This window comes from Pseudomonas sp. MF6755, from assembly GCF_016405635.1.
GTDB lineage: Bacteria > Pseudomonadota > Gammaproteobacteria > Pseudomonadales > Pseudomonadaceae > Aquipseudomonas > Aquipseudomonas haemolytica.
Map to the genome: position 1 here is coordinate 24,100 of NZ_JAEKDA010000016.1, position 15,235 is coordinate 39,334.

At 53.4% G+C, this 15,235-nt stretch carries 28 protein-coding genes; 22 read left to right on the forward strand and 6 right to left on the reverse strand.

Features of this window, described 5'->3' with window-relative positions:
* Positions 1–43 precede the first annotated feature (43 nt).
* Complete coding sequence (locus JFT66_RS21050; RefSeq protein WP_198860044.1) at positions 44–292, forward strand: hypothetical protein; 249 nt, start codon at positions 44–46, stop codon at positions 290–292.
* A 614-nt stretch (positions 293–906) separates the two neighbouring features.
* Here the strand turns inward: JFT66_RS21050 and JFT66_RS21055 are convergent.
* From JFT66_RS21055 to JFT66_RS21070, 4 genes are all read right to left on the reverse strand, one after another.
* Positions 907–1,086 (reverse strand): hypothetical protein, encoded by a 180-nt coding sequence (locus tag JFT66_RS21055; RefSeq protein WP_198860045.1) that lies wholly within the window; start codon positions 1,084–1,086, stop codon positions 907–909.
* Positions 1,087–1,106: 20 nt separating this feature from the next.
* Positions 1,107–1,331 carry a DUF7706 family protein gene (locus JFT66_RS21060; protein ID WP_198860156.1) on the reverse strand — a complete coding sequence of 75 codons (225 nt, stop codon included), beginning with the start codon at positions 1,329–1,331 and terminating at the stop codon, positions 1,107–1,109.
* A gap of 83 nt (positions 1,332–1,414) precedes the next feature.
* On the reverse strand, positions 1,415–1,600 hold the full coding sequence (locus JFT66_RS21065; RefSeq protein WP_198860046.1) for a hypothetical protein: 186 nt from the start codon (positions 1,598–1,600) through the stop codon (positions 1,415–1,417).
* Positions 1,601–1,904: 304 nt separating this feature from the next.
* Positions 1,905–2,288: a glyoxalase superfamily protein gene (locus tag JFT66_RS21070; protein ID WP_198860047.1), complete on the reverse strand. Its 384-nt coding sequence runs from the start codon at positions 2,286–2,288 to the stop codon at positions 1,905–1,907.
* A 285-nt stretch (positions 2,289–2,573) separates the two neighbouring features.
* On the opposite strand from JFT66_RS21070, the gene JFT66_RS21075 reads away from it, so the two are divergent.
* The 8 genes from JFT66_RS21075 to JFT66_RS21110 all read left to right on the forward strand — a co-directional run bounded on the left by JFT66_RS21075 (position 2,574) and on the right by JFT66_RS21110 (position 5,195).
* Positions 2,574–2,969, forward strand: coding sequence for a hypothetical protein (locus tag JFT66_RS21075; RefSeq protein ID WP_198860048.1), 396 nt, complete (start codon positions 2,574–2,576; stop codon positions 2,967–2,969).
* A 9-nt stretch (positions 2,970–2,978) separates the two neighbouring features.
* Positions 2,979–3,173, forward strand: coding sequence for a hypothetical protein (locus JFT66_RS21080; RefSeq protein WP_198860049.1), 195 nt, complete (start codon positions 2,979–2,981; stop codon positions 3,171–3,173).
* Between the two features lie 163 nt (positions 3,174–3,336).
* On the forward strand, positions 3,337–3,762 hold the full coding sequence (locus tag JFT66_RS21085) for a hypothetical protein (RefSeq protein WP_198860050.1): 426 nt from the start codon (positions 3,337–3,339) through the stop codon (positions 3,760–3,762).
* Positions 3,763–3,993: 231 nt separating this feature from the next.
* Positions 3,994–4,380, forward strand: coding sequence for a hypothetical protein (locus JFT66_RS21090; protein ID WP_198860051.1), 387 nt, complete (start codon positions 3,994–3,996; stop codon positions 4,378–4,380).
* Between the two features lie 44 nt (positions 4,381–4,424).
* Positions 4,425–4,571: a hypothetical protein gene (locus tag JFT66_RS21095; protein WP_198860052.1), complete on the forward strand. Its 147-nt coding sequence runs from the start codon at positions 4,425–4,427 to the stop codon at positions 4,569–4,571.
* A gap of 14 nt (positions 4,572–4,585) precedes the next feature.
* Positions 4,586–4,750, forward strand: a complete 165-nt coding sequence (locus JFT66_RS21100; RefSeq protein ID WP_198860053.1) for a hypothetical protein — start codon at positions 4,586–4,588, stop codon at positions 4,748–4,750.
* A 9-nt stretch (positions 4,751–4,759) separates the two neighbouring features.
* Complete coding sequence (locus JFT66_RS21105) at positions 4,760–4,903, forward strand: hypothetical protein (protein WP_198860054.1); 144 nt, start codon at positions 4,760–4,762, stop codon at positions 4,901–4,903.
* A 10-nt stretch (positions 4,904–4,913) separates the two neighbouring features.
* Positions 4,914–5,195, forward strand: coding sequence for a hypothetical protein (locus JFT66_RS21110; RefSeq protein ID WP_198860055.1), 282 nt, complete (start codon positions 4,914–4,916; stop codon positions 5,193–5,195).
* A gap of 407 nt (positions 5,196–5,602) precedes the next feature.
* Here the strand turns inward: JFT66_RS21110 and JFT66_RS21115 are convergent, their stop codons facing one another.
* Together JFT66_RS21115 and JFT66_RS21120 are read right to left on the reverse strand one after the other, a co-directional pair.
* Positions 5,603–5,857: a hypothetical protein gene (locus JFT66_RS21115; protein WP_198860056.1), complete on the reverse strand. Its 255-nt coding sequence runs from the start codon at positions 5,855–5,857 to the stop codon at positions 5,603–5,605.
* A complete protein-coding gene (locus JFT66_RS21120; RefSeq protein WP_198860057.1) occupies positions 5,854–6,234 on the reverse strand; it encodes a hypothetical protein in 381 nt (126 codons plus the stop codon). The genes JFT66_RS21115 and JFT66_RS21120 overlap by 4 nt, the downstream gene beginning before the upstream one ends.
* A gap of 207 nt (positions 6,235–6,441) precedes the next feature.
* Between JFT66_RS21120 and JFT66_RS21125 the strand changes: the two genes are divergently transcribed.
* The 13 genes from JFT66_RS21125 (at position 6,442) to JFT66_RS21185 (ending at position 15,224) form a co-directional block, all read left to right on the forward strand.
* Positions 6,442–8,067 (forward strand): DNA sulfur modification protein DndB, encoded by a 1,626-nt coding sequence (locus JFT66_RS21125; RefSeq protein WP_198860058.1) that lies wholly within the window; start codon positions 6,442–6,444, stop codon positions 8,065–8,067.
* 22 nt (positions 8,068–8,089) lie between these two features.
* On the forward strand, positions 8,090–8,326 hold the full coding sequence (locus JFT66_RS21130) for a hypothetical protein (RefSeq protein WP_198860059.1): 237 nt from the start codon (positions 8,090–8,092) through the stop codon (positions 8,324–8,326).
* Between the two features lie 87 nt (positions 8,327–8,413).
* Complete coding sequence (locus JFT66_RS21135; protein ID WP_198860060.1) at positions 8,414–8,905, forward strand: hypothetical protein; 492 nt, start codon at positions 8,414–8,416, stop codon at positions 8,903–8,905.
* Between the two features lie 102 nt (positions 8,906–9,007).
* A complete protein-coding gene (locus JFT66_RS21140; RefSeq protein ID WP_198860061.1) occupies positions 9,008–9,550 on the forward strand; it encodes a hypothetical protein in 543 nt (180 codons plus the stop codon).
* A gap of 241 nt (positions 9,551–9,791) precedes the next feature.
* Positions 9,792–10,256 carry a hypothetical protein gene (locus JFT66_RS21145; protein ID WP_198860062.1) on the forward strand — a complete coding sequence of 155 codons (465 nt, stop codon included), beginning with the start codon at positions 9,792–9,794 and terminating at the stop codon, positions 10,254–10,256.
* 53 nt (positions 10,257–10,309) lie between these two features.
* Positions 10,310–10,585 (forward strand): antirestriction protein ArdR, encoded by a 276-nt coding sequence (locus JFT66_RS21150; protein WP_198860063.1) that lies wholly within the window; start codon positions 10,310–10,312, stop codon positions 10,583–10,585.
* A 176-nt stretch (positions 10,586–10,761) separates the two neighbouring features.
* Positions 10,762–11,316: a hypothetical protein gene (locus tag JFT66_RS21155; RefSeq protein ID WP_198860064.1), complete on the forward strand. Its 555-nt coding sequence runs from the start codon at positions 10,762–10,764 to the stop codon at positions 11,314–11,316.
* A 26-nt stretch (positions 11,317–11,342) separates the two neighbouring features.
* A complete protein-coding gene (locus JFT66_RS21160) occupies positions 11,343–11,831 on the forward strand; it encodes a hypothetical protein (protein ID WP_198860065.1) in 489 nt (162 codons plus the stop codon).
* Between the two features lie 178 nt (positions 11,832–12,009).
* Positions 12,010–12,297 carry a hypothetical protein gene (locus JFT66_RS21165; protein WP_233097163.1) on the forward strand — a complete coding sequence of 96 codons (288 nt, stop codon included), beginning with the start codon at positions 12,010–12,012 and terminating at the stop codon, positions 12,295–12,297.
* Positions 12,298–12,318: 21 nt separating this feature from the next.
* Positions 12,319–13,119, forward strand: a complete 801-nt coding sequence (locus JFT66_RS21170) for a phosphoadenosine phosphosulfate reductase domain-containing protein (RefSeq protein WP_198860066.1) — start codon at positions 12,319–12,321, stop codon at positions 13,117–13,119.
* Positions 13,120–13,503: 384 nt separating this feature from the next.
* Entirely contained in the window at positions 13,504–13,875 is a 372-nt protein-coding gene (locus tag JFT66_RS21175; RefSeq protein ID WP_233097164.1) for a hypothetical protein, read from the forward strand.
* 365 nt (positions 13,876–14,240) lie between these two features.
* On the forward strand, positions 14,241–14,483 hold the full coding sequence (locus tag JFT66_RS21180; protein ID WP_198860067.1) for a hypothetical protein: 243 nt from the start codon (positions 14,241–14,243) through the stop codon (positions 14,481–14,483).
* A 192-nt stretch (positions 14,484–14,675) separates the two neighbouring features.
* Complete coding sequence (locus tag JFT66_RS21185) at positions 14,676–15,224, forward strand: hypothetical protein (protein WP_198860068.1); 549 nt, start codon at positions 14,676–14,678, stop codon at positions 15,222–15,224.
* The last annotated feature ends 11 nt before the right edge of the window (positions 15,225–15,235 follow it).

The following is a 15,235-nucleotide window of genomic DNA, read 5'->3' on the forward strand; positions in this document are numbered from 1 at the left end:
ACCTGGCGGCGACTGATCAGTAATTCAATCGAGGAACCTAAACATGCACCAAGAACTGAAGGCCTACCAGTTGGGCGACGATATTGTTGCCCACTACAGTCCGGAAAAAGCACTCGACTTCCTGCGTCGCTTTTGCGGATTAACCGATGAGGTAGGTATCGAGGATATCGAGTTGACGAGCGATATTTTGCTCGACACCGAAATGCTCGAGGAGGACGGCACGCCGGCCGGGACTCTGCGTGCTCATCTCGCTGCGGCTACAGAACCCTGCTATCTGCATGGGTCTGAATAACGAGACCCACCTCGTAATGGTCGGTGTGACCCATCTCCTGGGACAACGCCTACACCCTCATCCACACCACAAGCGGTTGCGATAGCAGCCGCCGTGCTGCCGAAAAGAATCGCGCTTACCTGGGCAATATCCCAACCCAAGAAGCGCATGGCGAGACCACTACAAACGACTGCGGACAAAAGGATAATGACCGTCATGTGAAGGTCTGCTAAACCCGGTGTGTGAAGCTGTACGCCGAAAATTTTCATGCTCTTTTCCGGTCTATCTGCGCTCAGATGGCTCATGGTGTACCGCCTTTAATAGCGATCCAACTCTCTGCCGTTGAACTGCGAATGCCATTACAAACGTGACCCCGATGATTCCAACGGCTATTCGACTGACTGAAAGATCACCGGCAAATACAATGCCGACCACTGTAAGAGCCACAAAAACCACAATTCCGAGTAGCGAAATTCGGTGCACACTTTCAAGCTTCTCGATACGGCTCTCGCGAGATTCCAAGTTTTCATTACTTCCCATACTGGTTTTACTCCCCATGCACTAAGGCCGATCCCGCGTGCCTCTACTGACACAGCCCCGCAATGGCGGGGCTTAGGGCGCAACTGAGTGATCTCCTAGGCGTTGAGAGCGGAGCTGACCAGCTCGCGAGCTTGCGCAGCATCGGATGCGTATCCCTCGATGACTAGCCATTCGCAGGTGTGGGCCATCGCCGAACTTTTCACTGCGGCCTTTATCGTGCCGATCAACCGCTTGTTGAGTCCGCCCGGTTGAATGATTTTGGTTTTAGCTGCCATGGTCCGTTTTCCCGTATGAATCAGCGAGGGGCGTAACCCGCACGTCCCAAGGCATCCTGCAACTTGCCAACTGCATCGCGGATGGCGTAAGTCTCGGCATCATCTACAGCGCAGCCACGCATATCGCTCCACGTCAGGCGCTTTACCAACTGGGCCAGGGCCATTGCTTCCTCATGGCTCAGTTGGGCGTCGGCTTGTTGGCCGTCGTTCTCAACGGTGATGGTGACGACTTTGGATTGGCTCATGTTCGAAACTCCTTTGCAGTTGCTGTGCTTCTTTAGGACTGTGCTTGTGGTGTACCTAGGCGACAGATCCGCCGCGTATTCCTTTAACCCGCGAGTGGCAGGCGGTTGTTCAGCTCGATCAGCTTCTGGTCGTACTGTTCGATCAGTCCGCTGTACTCCTTGGATTGCCAGCTTTCCAAGCCACCGACAAACATGACCCTCAGGCAGTATTCTTTCTGGCCTTGTACAGAGAGAATTTCGTCTGCGATCAACTGCTGGTAATGATTCATAGCGGTTCCCCATATTGTTTTCTATGGGTCAATGATAGGTGCGTCAAACGCACCTGTCAAAAGCATTTTTGCGCCTGCCCTCTTGGGTATTGGTCCCCAGTTTTTGAGGGTGACGGATGCAACTCTGAGTAAGTGTTGGCGTTGTCAAGGGCGAAGCGAAGGTAACGAGGGGAGTGTTCATACCGGGCTCTCTGTCAGGATTGCACGGTAATCGTACTGGATCTGGAGAGAATCCGGCCGGGGGCTTCCTGACAAGGGTATCAGCAGGCCCTACCTAGTGTTCACGGAAATTTAAAGGGAGACGTTACAGGGGAGAATCGAACTCGACCTTGACACCCGCATGCTCAACTTCGGTTGCAACGGATCGAGCAAAGCGGGCTTGCTCAAAAGCGATCCCTGTGTCCAACCGGAAACGAAGCACCATGGGCGCCCTGCGCAGAAGATTTTCAACATCGCCTCTCAGCTTGGCAGCCGATGTGTCTGGCGTGACGTACACCATCAGCGGTTCACGTTCTTGCTGAAGGGCGGGCACCTTGCTCATAGCAGCTGATACCGTATTCCAATCCCGATGACCGTGCATCACCGCTACAGCTTCAAGGGTTTGGCTATGACTCAGGGGGATGTTGTTTGCCGAAAGGTGAGTGCGCAGGCGCTTGGCTTGCGATTTGAGCGTTTCAATCGTAGTCATGATGTGTTCTCTAAATACCGGCTCGCATTGCGTGTCGTCCCTCCGTTGCGACCTGCCGGTGAGAATCACCATTAGGATTGAACCTTACTTTCACCATGCCAATTCGGCGGAGGGGGCAGGCAGCAAGTGGCCTTGCTCCAAGGCTATTTCAGCCACCTGTGATTATCAAGTCAAAAGATCACGGAAAATACGCAGGAAGTCACCATAAGAGAGTGAAACAATGTCTTTGACAGGTGCCTTAAACGCACCTAGACTTTGCTGAACAAACTTAAGTGGGAAAGCGAGATGGACATTCAGAGCGCACTTTGGAAGCTGCACGCGTTGGGTGATAGTTCGGTGCTCGGTGATGATTACCGCGCCGCCGTCAATCTGGCAGCAGAGGTATTGAACAACGTACGCAATCTGACTGATATGGGCGCAGGCGAGGACGTTGCGGAAATCCCGGCTGTAGTTCGAACGCTGGTAGAGCAAGCCTCGTTGGTCGAAAACCAGACCATGCAGATGCATACCCTTGAGCAAGATAATGCTCGTCGTGCGCAACTGCTCGCAGAGCTGCTGGAACATGCCGAGCAACAAGACATACAACTGAACCCGACTGGTGTTGATATTGATGAACCGGCGCTGTATGGCCATGTCCGCGAATGGACGCACCCAGAAGGTCGAGCCGCTGCGGCGGCCTAGGTAATTGCCATGACCCGCGTTCTGAACCAGGAACAGATGGCCGAAGCGGATCGGCTCGCAGGCGAGCATGCAACCTTGAGTGACCGGGTTGTGGCAGCAGGCTACGGCAATAAGTTCAGCGACGACGATGTTGCTGGGCTGCGAGCTGAATTGTCGGTCTTGTCGAGCAAGTATTTTGACCTGACCGGCGAAGTTCTGAAATAAAGAGGTAAAGCCATGACCGCAAAAGAGCAAAGCACGCTGAAACGCCTGCAATCAAAATGGGCTCAACGCACCGCTACTCGTCGTGAAGTTAGGCGCTGCATGGAGCTGGAACAGAAAGCCCGCACAGCAGCGCGTTTAAGCCCTACCAATCACAGGTGAGTTTATGGACAGCGTGTATAGGCGAAGAGCCGTTTTGTTCTTGGCTGAGGAAGTGAAGAGCTTCTACTTCACACGATTTGGGGATGCAGCTCAGAATCTGAAAATCAAACAAAATTACGTGACTGTTAGAGTCAAGTCGTCATGGACTGATCTGTATATCCGAATTCAAAATGCGCCTGGTGGGTGCGTGAAATTGGTCATTGCAAGGGTTTCATTCAGCGAGCGGCGAGCAGGGCATGGTACAGCCCTAGTCGCGCATCTTGCGCGAAGCGCTCCACGGCTCGGGCATGAGTACATTGAAATCGAATCGGTCAACGATGAGTCAAGGGCGTTCGCGATTCGTTTAGGGATGCAAGAGTCCGAACCGGACTGCTACATCGCAGACGTGCCGACGCTGCTGGATAAAACAGGATGCAGCCGCCCGGCGTAAATCGGACCGGCTTCGGCAAACGCTACTGAATCCACGGAAGCGGCTTTATGTGCAGGCCGAAGCAAGCGACCAACATAAGCTCGCCCAGGTACTGCGCACATGGGTAGACGGCTCGCCGTTTCATAGTTGCCCGACCTGCGACGGTCGCGCACCTTGGCGCCGCGAACCGGCTTGCATAACCTGCAACGGCGACGGCTTTGTGCCTGACTCCAACTGACACGGAACAAAGCTATGACCTACAAAGGCTTTCGCATCGTTAATACCCCTGCTTACATCTGGCGTATTTACTGCTGGGGTTCTCACGCTGGGCACAATAACGTGGCTTGCTGGTATGTGTTCGATGCCGAAGGCAAACAGGTCACAGGTGGCTACACGGCGGGAAACAATACACGCAGCGGTACGGTTGACATGGCCCGTCGCAAGGATGCAAAAGCGTGGGTCGACGGCTACTGCGCTTATCGCGACGAGCCAGAAAATCGCCAGGTTTGCGGTAATGGCGCAGCTGTGTATGCTCCTACTCACGGCAAAAACCACCGCGACTCGGAGCTTCAGGCGTCTTTTGACGCTGGTTACTGGGACGCGCAAAGACCAACCCGGCGAGTTGCCAAAAGCGCCTAAATTTAACCTCCCCCCGTTTCGCCCGGGTGGCAAGGAAAAATGCGATGAACACACGAAACAATTCTCGCTTGATTGATGCAGATGGCCACGCAGCTTGGCTTACTCGTGAGGGCGCTGCGCATTACCTGCGCCTTGGCCGGAAGCTCGGCTATACCTGGCGTCAAACCGAATTCGGCTGGAAAGCCAACTGATCACGGAAATACTCATGACGTATGCCATCGAACAGAAAAAACCCGAAGGGACTCCAGGCGCCATTGTTGTCAGTTGGGAGGGCGTTGAGGTTGCGACTTTCACTCATCGCGACAGCGCTGAGTATTTCGTGGATCGTGACGTAGCGAATCGCCGCAAATCGGATCAGCCCGACGCTTAGGAATAACCCATGCGTTACATGCTCAGCGTTGCTCGCCACTACCTGACAGGAAAAATCACGACTGAGCACGCGGTTTATGCGCTTCGCGATCGACCTGTTGCCGTGGCCAGTAAAGGTAAAACTTGGGTCATCGACCCTGACTTCAAAGGTTAAGAAAGATTACATGGAAGTCTTTTGCGTTCAGATTAAAAAACCTGAAGGCGCGATGGTCACTGCCTTCTTTATTGCCATTCTCTGTTCAGTGGGGTTGGCCTGGTACGGCATTTGTTATCAGGATTGGGTTACGACCACAGGACTGCTGCTGATGCCTTGGGTTGTGTTAGCGTCCTATGGGATGGCTATCAGCCCGGATTTAAAGCGAGCAAGAAGAGAACGGTCTGATGAGCTTGCGCAAAATCACAGCAGCCAGCACCTACGGCGCCATGTACCTGCCAGCGAGCTATGACGGTCTTGTCAATGGTCTCAAGTGTGTACTGGTGGGCCGCTCAAAGGATCGCGACTTAACGGCCACTGACACGCATTGCGCGACCTGCATCGCAACACCGTGGCGGCAACCGTGGAAGTGCCCGGAGCATCCTGTGGGCGCCCGCAGAGGATCTGTCGTCGACACTTTGGCCATAAAGATGCCGACCAATGTGGCGGGGTTCGAAAATGATCGCTCGCGCACAGTTGCGTTGATCGTCCAAGCGGATCGGTTTCGACAGGCCCTCAGGTCTTCACAAATCCAAAGCTCCTCTGCCCTGAGTGGGCGGTGCACCCGGAACACCAAAAATGCGGGAGGCGCGAATCCCTGATAAAAAAGGCCGCCCAGGTGGGCGGCCTCGATCAAACGTTTTTCGAAGTTCACAACGCTCAAGGCTGCTGTGTGTTTTCTGAGGAGAACCATTTGTGAAGAGAATCTGCCAAGTCGCCTGTCCACTTCACTCCTGATTTGCTGCTCTCGCCATGGTACAGATTGAAGTTCTCACCTTTTTTGATGTCATGCGGTATGCATGCTCTGCGCAGCACACTGTGCCCTTTGATGTCGTAGTCTTGAAAGCCATGATCAGACGTGACCAGGACAAACTCAAGTCCTTCGACATTTTTTGCGTTGGCTACAAGGCTCATGATGCTGTCTCCGTTTTTCGCCCAAGGAAGAGTTTGCGGGCATACGACATGTCCACCTCCCGATCGACGCGAGCGGCAAAATCCACCGCTCCTTTTTCCACTTGTTCAGGTGTCCAGGATTTGCCGATCGTGAGCCAGGTGGTACTCAGTACATTGCCTCCTTCGCTCTGGTAATTGCCCACTGCTTTGAAATCGCCCTCAGACGTTGGAATTAGAGAGATCTGGGCGGTTTTGACACCCACCTCTGTGTCGTAGTCCTTCGACGAAACAGCGATCGTGTACGCGATATCAAACTCGCATGGGGTTTTACAGCCGGCGTTGGCGAGTAAAGCCGCAAGTTGCCTTTTCAACGCAGTGTATTGCTCTGTCATTTGCATGGTGATGCCTCTGTTTGCGTGGTTCTCTGATATGCAACTCAGGCGGCAATAAGGACTGTGTGTCAGCCCCCATTGGAGGGATTTGTCCTGGAATGAAGCGTTAGCCGGCCGGACGTGTGATGCCAATTGAGAAGCGCCAACTTCGTCTTTGACAGGTGCGTTAAACGCACCTATGATGCACCCATAAATCACTTGGTGGGATTGCTCATGAATTATTACGTCGTTGCTTCCGAATCTTGCTTCTTGGACAAAGCGGTTGAGCGGGGCGAGATCGTCTCCACTCACACCGCCTCCCACACAGCAAAGGAAAAGGCTGCAAAGCTCAACATCCGCAGACTGTCATCCGGCAAGGGTCAGTTTGTTTCGGTTGAATCCGATACACCGTACCGAAAGGGTGATATTGCGGTAGGTCTTGTTGAGAAGCATGAGGCCGATCAGCGTGAAAACCTTTGCATGCGTCTCATGGAAGCAATTCTTGCTCTCGAACTGACTGGTATTCCTGCACGAATGGCCGATGACGCAGGCTATTACCTGCAAGATCTCGGCCTGAGTATCGAGGAGCTTCGCGCCCAATACGAACCAATCGTTCGAAAGAACCATCAGGACGCTATAGCGTCCCGGCAAGCCCAAGCTCAAAAAAATGCCCGCGCTTATGTTGCGCAGAAGACAGTCGACGAGATCCGAAGTGAACCTTGCTTCGCCGTTCCGGCTGTTCGAGGCATTCAATCGGGGGAGGAGTATTACCTCGCTCAAGTTCCCTATCCGATCCTGGCCAAGCTTTTTGTTTTTGACGAGGAGTCGGTACCGGCTGAGTTGCGGGCTCAGCGCAATCTGAACAAGAAAAGGGCGGAGGATATCAGCGACTACATCCTCGCCAATCGTCACGACTACGTTTTGCCGTCCCTGACCGCAAGCGTTGATACGGCCATGGCTTTCGAACCTATGGATGGGGGAAAACAGCTTGGGACCTTGCACATCCCCATGAGCGCCATGATGCTCATTAACGATGGCCAGCACCGGCGTTTCGCTATCGAGCTGGCGCTCAAATCAGACCCATCTCTACAAAACGAGACAGCCCCGGTTCAAATCCATTTTGACCAAGGGCTTCGTCGATCTCAGCAAATTTTTGCAGACATCAATAGCAAAGCCGTCAAGCCATCGTCAGCGCTGAATGCACTTTACGACCATCGGAACCCGTACAACGCTTGGATTCAAGAAATCCTCAAGGCCATGCCTGATATCAAGAAGCGGATCGATTTTGAGAATGCTACACCTGGTCAACGCTCGTACAAGCTCTGGAGCTTGGTCGCGTTCAAAAAATTCGTGACTCTGCTCACTGGTGTCAGCGAGAAGACTATCGGCCAGCAGGAGCCGGCGCGATTGGCCAGTGTTGTGGAAATGGTTAAGCGCTTCTTTGAGGAGTGCGCCCAGCACTTGCCGCAGTGGGCGCATATGGTCAGCGGAAGTATTCCGGCGTTCGACGTGCGGGAAATGATGATCATCGGTCACGCCGTATTTTTAGAGGCGCTGGGGATGTTCGGCCGAGAAGCGTTATTCACCGGTAATCGCTTACTGACGTTCGACCGAAATGCCAAGGTCTACGATCCGGGCTTTGCCAATTGGGAGGTTATGGCGCGTTTGAAAGAGATCCAGACCGGGAAGGGCGAACGCATGTGGGAGAACCGCTGCGTCGTGCTGGGCAAGATGCAGAAAACGACGGATGGCACTAAATCGACCGCGGCGAAACTTCTCCAGGTGACCGGTGTTCCCCTCCCTGCCGATCTGGCAGAAGTGAACGCACGCGTCGAAAGCTTAGCTGCTAGCGCTCAGTAACCACGAATAGCGGACAATCAACATGGCAGATCTCAAAGTAATTCCACACCCCAAACTGAAGCGGGACTACGCAGGGAAGCGCGTTCGCACCCTGCGAGATTTGATCAACGGCTGGGGTATCATTCCGGCTGGTTCTCTGGCTGTGATTCAGCTTCAAAGTCCAAAGGGGTCGTCTCTGATGGTCGATGCCTGTAGCTGCTGTGGTATGAAGCCGATCATCAGCGCCGTCAATGCCGGCGACATTGAATTTGTTGAATGACCCCTGCCATATCGCAAGACAGCAAGCTGCAATCACTGCTGCGGACAGCCCGGGGCTACATAGCCGATCGAGTGAGAGGAAGCATCGATGGAAACTGTTGTACTCGAAACGAAAGACACCAGAGGAAAGGAGCTCTGGATCAACCGGGACGACAATGGGGATCCCCCACTCTTTTGCCTAGAATGTAACTTCCATTCGATGGGGGGGCGTGACTACGACGAGCTTCCACGTTACTACCGTACCGAGCGCGGCGCACGCATGGGTGCCGCTCGAATTACGGGAGAAAAGTTGGTCTGGACGAGAGTAGGTTCCGCAGATCCAGCAAAGACGAAAGCATCGCCGAAAACTGCTACCGTTTTGAGGCCCCGGCGCCCCCGTAAACCGACCCAACTACAGCAAGGCATTTTGTACGCCGCTGCCGACCTGGCCCGGTTCATCGTTCAGGTTGAAGATGCCGCGGCACTTCTTCGCCGCCAAGGCTTAGCCGAAGCCGACTGCTCAGACTTGGACGAAATGGACAAAGAGCAGTTACGGGTTCTACGCGATGATTTTGGTCTACCTCTGCGCGGTCTCGACTGAGATACTCGAGGATAACCTCAGCGGTACATTAACGCCCAGCCAAGCTGGGCAGCGGCAGTAGAGTGGCGCGGTTTTCGCGCTCGATCAGATCAAGAGGGCCAAATGGGCACTTACATTTCAACAGTTGTCGAGATACTTGGCCCCGATGGTTGGCGAGAAAGCGAGCAAGAAGTATTCCCCAATGATCAGGATGAATCCCCCAAACTCACGCAGAAGGCATTCAACTGGCAGCAGTACATCATGTTCTCGCTGTTCGCGGATGTCCGCACTCAAGATCACGGCGTCGTGCCGATCGCACCAAATCGTGGTTTGCCCGAGAATGCGTCCGATGCTGCATTGGAGGAGATCCTCGGGGGGTGGGGGGCTCACGGTTGGCTCTACCCAGGCAGGGCAGAGGACGAGTTCAAAACAGTTGCTCAAAAGGTCGCCAATCGAAATTGTGACGAGGCATACGGCTTTTCGTGGCTCACCGCCGGCGAGTTATTGGCAGTCGATTACGATGCGCGAATCACATCGATGGAGAATCCCCAAAAGACAGAAACGCTCAGGGACGCCCTGGGCGATCGGTACTTTGGGAACCTCGATCTATTGACCCGACTGGGTAGCCCGGATCAGGTGCGTATCCTGTTCTGTTTTACTGGTTGAATTGTTTGATCGCCGAGACGCTGATAGGTCTGCGTGCCATGGTCGCCGCCCATGGCCTCGATCCATGGGAGGGTTTGTTGTTGGAGGGATCACTGGGAGTACTGCGCGATTGCCAGGTCGGCGCCGTGTGGCCTGCGTGAGTGGCTCACAGCCAACATAAACTTGTTCTCACCCACTATCGTCTGACTTGGCCGCAACACAATTACACTTTTGTTTCAGCTCAAATTTTAGGTACAGGCATATGTCGATATATCTGCTCGTCATCACTCCGGAGCCGATTTCCGATGATGACTACGAGAAAGCTTTTTTGAATCTGATTGGTTGCAATCCGGCTTACGAGGACATTGTTTGGAATGGTGTCATCACTTTTTGTAGGGTTCCAGTAGGCAATCTCTGGGCCTCGCTGATTCAAATGAACGATCAGGCTATTCGTGATGATGGAATGCTCACGGTCGTTTGGGCAGCAGATCCATTCAATCACCTGGAGGATCGGCGTCGCGACCTCTACCAACAGCGTCGGCAAGAGATTCACGACTACGTCGATACGTGGGCAGTCGAGTTAGCGTCCGAGCGCACTGTGGGGCTGCTCTATGATGGTCAGGTCTGCTGGGTTTTGGAGAACGCGAGCACCGATCTTTTGAACGAAGATTTCGCGGGAGAAAAACGATCGCGTTTTCAATTGGTGCACAGCAAATCTCAAAAGTGAGAGCTTCCACGACCAGCGCAGCGCAGGCACAGACCAGAAAGGATACCCAACAGATGAGCCATCGTACCGACACACTTCGTGCAACTGCTGCCCGGTGGCGAACTTGCAACCAGGAACACAGTGGCGGCGTCGTCCTCATCTGGGACGGCTCGGTTTACGGCTGGAAGAATTCGTTGCGTGACGCATGCCATGAGCGCCCTGGTGTCTATGCAATAGACGAGGACGGTCACATTTACATTGCCGAAGGTGGCGATGATGACAATGGTGCCAAATGCTGGGTTGCAACTGATCCTGCCAATTCCGACGTCAACCCCGAGGAGGCCCGATAACGGCCATCTGAGGAAAATGGTCGCGAATCACTACCATCCGAGGAGTACGCGTGGTGCCAAAATGGCTTTGACATGGTGCTTTTAACGCACCTACAATGTGTCTGGTTTAGGAAGTCACCTCACGGATCAAGACCAAAAACCTTTAACGGCTCACGACTTCATCGGGAACCCGGCAGATGAATAATCAAATTTTCACAAAGTTCGAAGGTCGGGTGATCGCCGAGGGCGCTTTCTCATCGGACACTAAGATTTTCAATCCGAAGTCACTTTTGGAATTGGCACTTCAGTATGCGTTGGTCAGCATGTTGCCCGATGAGGTCTCGAAACTGGTCGCCGATGTTTCCGAAAGGATGTTGCACTCCTTGTCGTGCAAGCGTCGGAGAGAGGACGAGGTCGTGCGCGTTGACCAGGAGGGCGACACCGGTCTGTACCTGATTTCGACTGGCCGAGGTGGCCCAGAGGAATGCGTTAGCTGTGGCAACCCTCTATGTAAAGAGTGGCCAACCCTTGTTGAGTTGTCAGCTGAGGGCGCAGCAACAGGTGAATTTGCCTATCACGTTTCTGAGTGCCAGATGCAGGATCCCGGAGAACAAGATAAGGCTGCGCTCGAAATGATTGGTCGCTCAGTGCTCACCAGCATTCGAGCTGCAATGAATCCGAATGATGCTGCTGCTCAACTACATACTGAAGGCGGTCGCGAGTTTCTGCTTTTTGACGATGAGTTCAAATAGGCTTTCGGTCTGCAATGCCGCCCGAAATGGCCACCGTGACCTTTCGCACTCATACAACTGGAAAAAGGGATCAAGTGTTGGACGACGAAAGCCTCCCATTTGATGTTGTTCAGCTTCAAGAATGGCTTGAACCCCTCGCCGACGTTGCAAAAGTCGAGTGCGACGGTATGACCCGCGTGGTTGCCCATTTGCTGCGCAAGAATGGGATTGAACATGTTGTTGCCGTAGGAGTGCTGGCGGATTCTAAGCGCATGACTGATCCCTCCGTGAGCTATGAGGAAAACGTTGCGGTGACTCACTGCTGGATTGAGTTGGGCTTCAGCTTCGTCGTGGACTTCAGGGCTCGAATGTGGATGGGGCCTGAGGCGCAGCACGGTGTATTTATCCCGGCCGGAAGGTTTGAATACCTTACAAAGGAACGCTATCAATTCGAACCGGTATCCGAATCGGTTCTAGAACTCATGGCGGGTGTGAACGTGAGAGATTGGATACCGTTCCAGCCATTGTTTATGTGACGCGCTTCACCCTTGAGCCGGCGTTTGATCGTGGCTGGAGTACAGGCCGCGGTACCCGGGGACAATGCATTGTTCCGACCATGTTCTTTTTGCGAGCCCTGTGATCGCTGTGTAGCGTGACGAGGGTTCACGGCCCCTGTTTAAAATAGGTGCATTAATGGCACCAACGAGAAATTTAATGACCGATGTTGTGAGTTATCCAAAAGGCGACCTGCGGCGCATGCTCTCTGTCCTGGCTGCACTCGAATCCATGCCCGAGGCGACGCTGGTAAAACTCGTGGCCAAAACCGGACTCGATAAGAAGACAGTCTCCAATCTGATTATCCAGGCTGGCGAGCAGGCAGGGGTACAGATCAGCAAAACAGGCCCTATTTACAAGCTTGAAAACTGGGGCCCAGTTATCAAGCGGAGCGGTGCAAAGTTGGCTTTGACAGGTGCGTTAAACGCACCTATAGTACCCGCGTAATCACACGCTTGGGAAAAGGTCATGAGTGCACAGCTTTCGATGTTGTTCGGCAATGAAGCAGCAAACCGCCCCTCGTGGCAAGGTGATATCGACCGGTTAATCGCCGACGGTGCCCTGTTTGTAGCAAATCATTCAGGCGGGAAAGATAGCCAGGTTCAGCTGATCCGCCTGCTGGATCGTGTCCCAGCTTCCCAACTGGTTGTTGTTCATGCCTCGCTTGGGGCGATGGAATGGCCTGGCGCTATGGAGTTGGCTCGCGATCAGGCGGCCGAGGCAGGCCTTCCGTTCATCGTGGCCACCGCCGCAAAGACTCTGCTGGAAATGGTGGAGCGGCGGTTTCAGACACGTCCTGAAGTTCCTAGTTGGCCATCCGCCTCAACCCGCCAATGCACGAGTGACCTAAAGCGCGGTCCGATCCAGCGCGAAGTTCGGCGCTACGCCAAGGCCAACGGCTTCAAGACCATCGTAAATTGCTTGGGGTTACGTGCCCAGGAGTCACCGGGCCGGGCCAAGCGCAGCGTATTCAGCCGCATGGCAATCAGCAACTCGGTTCACACCTGGTTCGAATGGCTGCCGGTTCATGACATGAGCTCGACTGAAGTGTTCGACTCCATTGCACTGGCCGGTCAGAAACCTCACTACGCCTATGCTTTGGGCAACGATCGTTTAAGTTGCGTGTTCTGTATCATGGCTTCCAAGGGCGACCTCAGAAATGGACGTGTTGAGCGTCCGGAGCTTTTTGAGCAGTACGTCGACCTGGAACAACGTACGGGCTACACCATGCACATGAACCGGATCCCGCTCATTGAGTTGGTTGCATAACTAGTCCCCAACTGCATATCTGGATGCTGTAGTACGACAGCAACAGCTTTCAGTAGGATTTACAGAAATTTGCACCGTTATTGCGTTCAAGAAGGTAGAAGGGATTATGGGTATGAGTAATAAAGAAATTGCATGGCGGTTTGTTCTTATGGTGTCCGGTCTTGGCCTCGCCTGTGCAAGCAGTACCGAATGAGTAAGGTTGCTCGGCTGGATAAGTGCCACAGGCGCTTCATGGTATTTCATCAATGGGTTTTTGGATGTTCTGCGCCCAGCGGCGCCGTCGACTACGGCTCAGCCTCCCATTGAGCCAAATAGCTAAAACTGGCCAGCGCCGGTTTTTGACGTTCTGCAAGGCCTACTGGCCGTACAACCTTGGAGTTTCACATGAGCAGCAACGCGATCCAAATCATCATGACGCTGAGTGAGAAACAGGCTGCGTTGAGGGATACACTAGCTCTGCCGACCGCTGATGACTGGCAATTGCTGATAGACGACAGTGCGACGAAAGAGCTCCTGGTTAACAGGTTGAACGCTGTACTGGTGGCCGCTCTCGAATTTGCGAAGGGTGGCGCCCTCACAACCTGGGGGCAAATTGGTGAAAAGATTTTTCCAGCGCTCTCCAGGATTGAATCTGAGTATCCAAACTCCGGGATTTCAGACAGTGAAGGTTACCAGACGGTGGCACGGTTTTTTGGAGTGAACTACTCGCCAGAAATTTATGATTTTCTCCGTTATTACGGGGCACACGGTCACTAACGTAGTGTTCAGTGGGATTGAAAAAAACCAAGGAAATGATCTATGCGAAGTACAGAAATACCTTTGGACTCCCTTGTACTTGATGCGCGTGCTCAGGAAGCACTTGTACGTAGCCAAAACGCGAACTGCGCTTGGCGTCTAGTCCCTGATGGTCAAGGTACAGACGCACTTTGGGATGAGCGTGTCGCAGCAGCACTGAACCTTGCCGACGAAATGCATCGTCTGGCAACACTGATCCAAATGGCTGGCGTTATGGACCATTAACATCCAGCAGTGAATTAGCCGATGAACCGGCCAGCCGTTATGTAAAACAGTTGAATTAAAGCTCAGTATTAGTAAATCCAATCATTATTTGCGGGTGATTAATGAAGCGAGCAACACGAAAGAAAAATAAGTACGACCCTATGACGAGTTTTATGATCGTCGGCTCCGCTGCTGTGCTGATGTTTCTTCTGGGGGGTGTTGGCAGCTTAGTGGATGAATTCTGCGACTGGGGTCAATCACCCTGGCTTGGCACATCCAGTAAAGCAGCGATGTTCATTGCTGTTCTTAGCCTGCTCATCAGTTCTATCGGGTTTGCAGCTGATGTAGAGAGTCAGGAGGGTTAAGCAGCCGCGACAGCCTAGGCCGAATTTTACCGTTCTGGATCAAATTTATTTCTATGGCTAGTATGTGTACGCGTTGTGAATCTTTTTCGCCGCCCGGAGAACTGCTCGTGAAGACCTCTCAAGCCCAGCCATAGCTGGGCCGAGGGCGTAGAGGGTGACGATTTCCGTTCCCGCGAAATCCACGAGGCCGCCATGAACAGTATTTCCGAAATGTCGAAGGTTTCCAGTCCTGAGATTACATGGCCGGCTGGACCGACTATGGATGTCGAATGTCCGAACTGTGCTGGCACCGTTACCACCCAAATCGCTGTGGTGCGGGAAGACAACATGCCATTGAGGCCTGAGTCCTGTGGTGGTTGTGGTGCTGATTTTGAAGTGTTCCCGGACGGCAAAACAGTGGCGGTATCAGTTCCGGGAGTTGGAAATCCTGTGGTGCAACGCAGGAGGGGGGCAGAGTTGTTTCAAACTCTCACCTTTGACCCGAGCGGTAGCCGGGACTGGCCGTATACCACCGAGGTGGAAGCACTCCTGACTGTAGCCTGGTTACACGTGTTCGAAGATGGAACCCAGCAGTTCATCGACGATGACCAAGAGCCATCACAAATCTACAGTCCTCGCTTGTCTCCTGAAGCGTTGGAGCTCTTTTGCGAAGTGAACATCGATTCGTACCGAAAGTTTCACTCCGAACATGAGGCTGAGCTGGACTTGCGGGAGTCCGTACCAATGACACCATTCTGGTAACAGGGGATCAA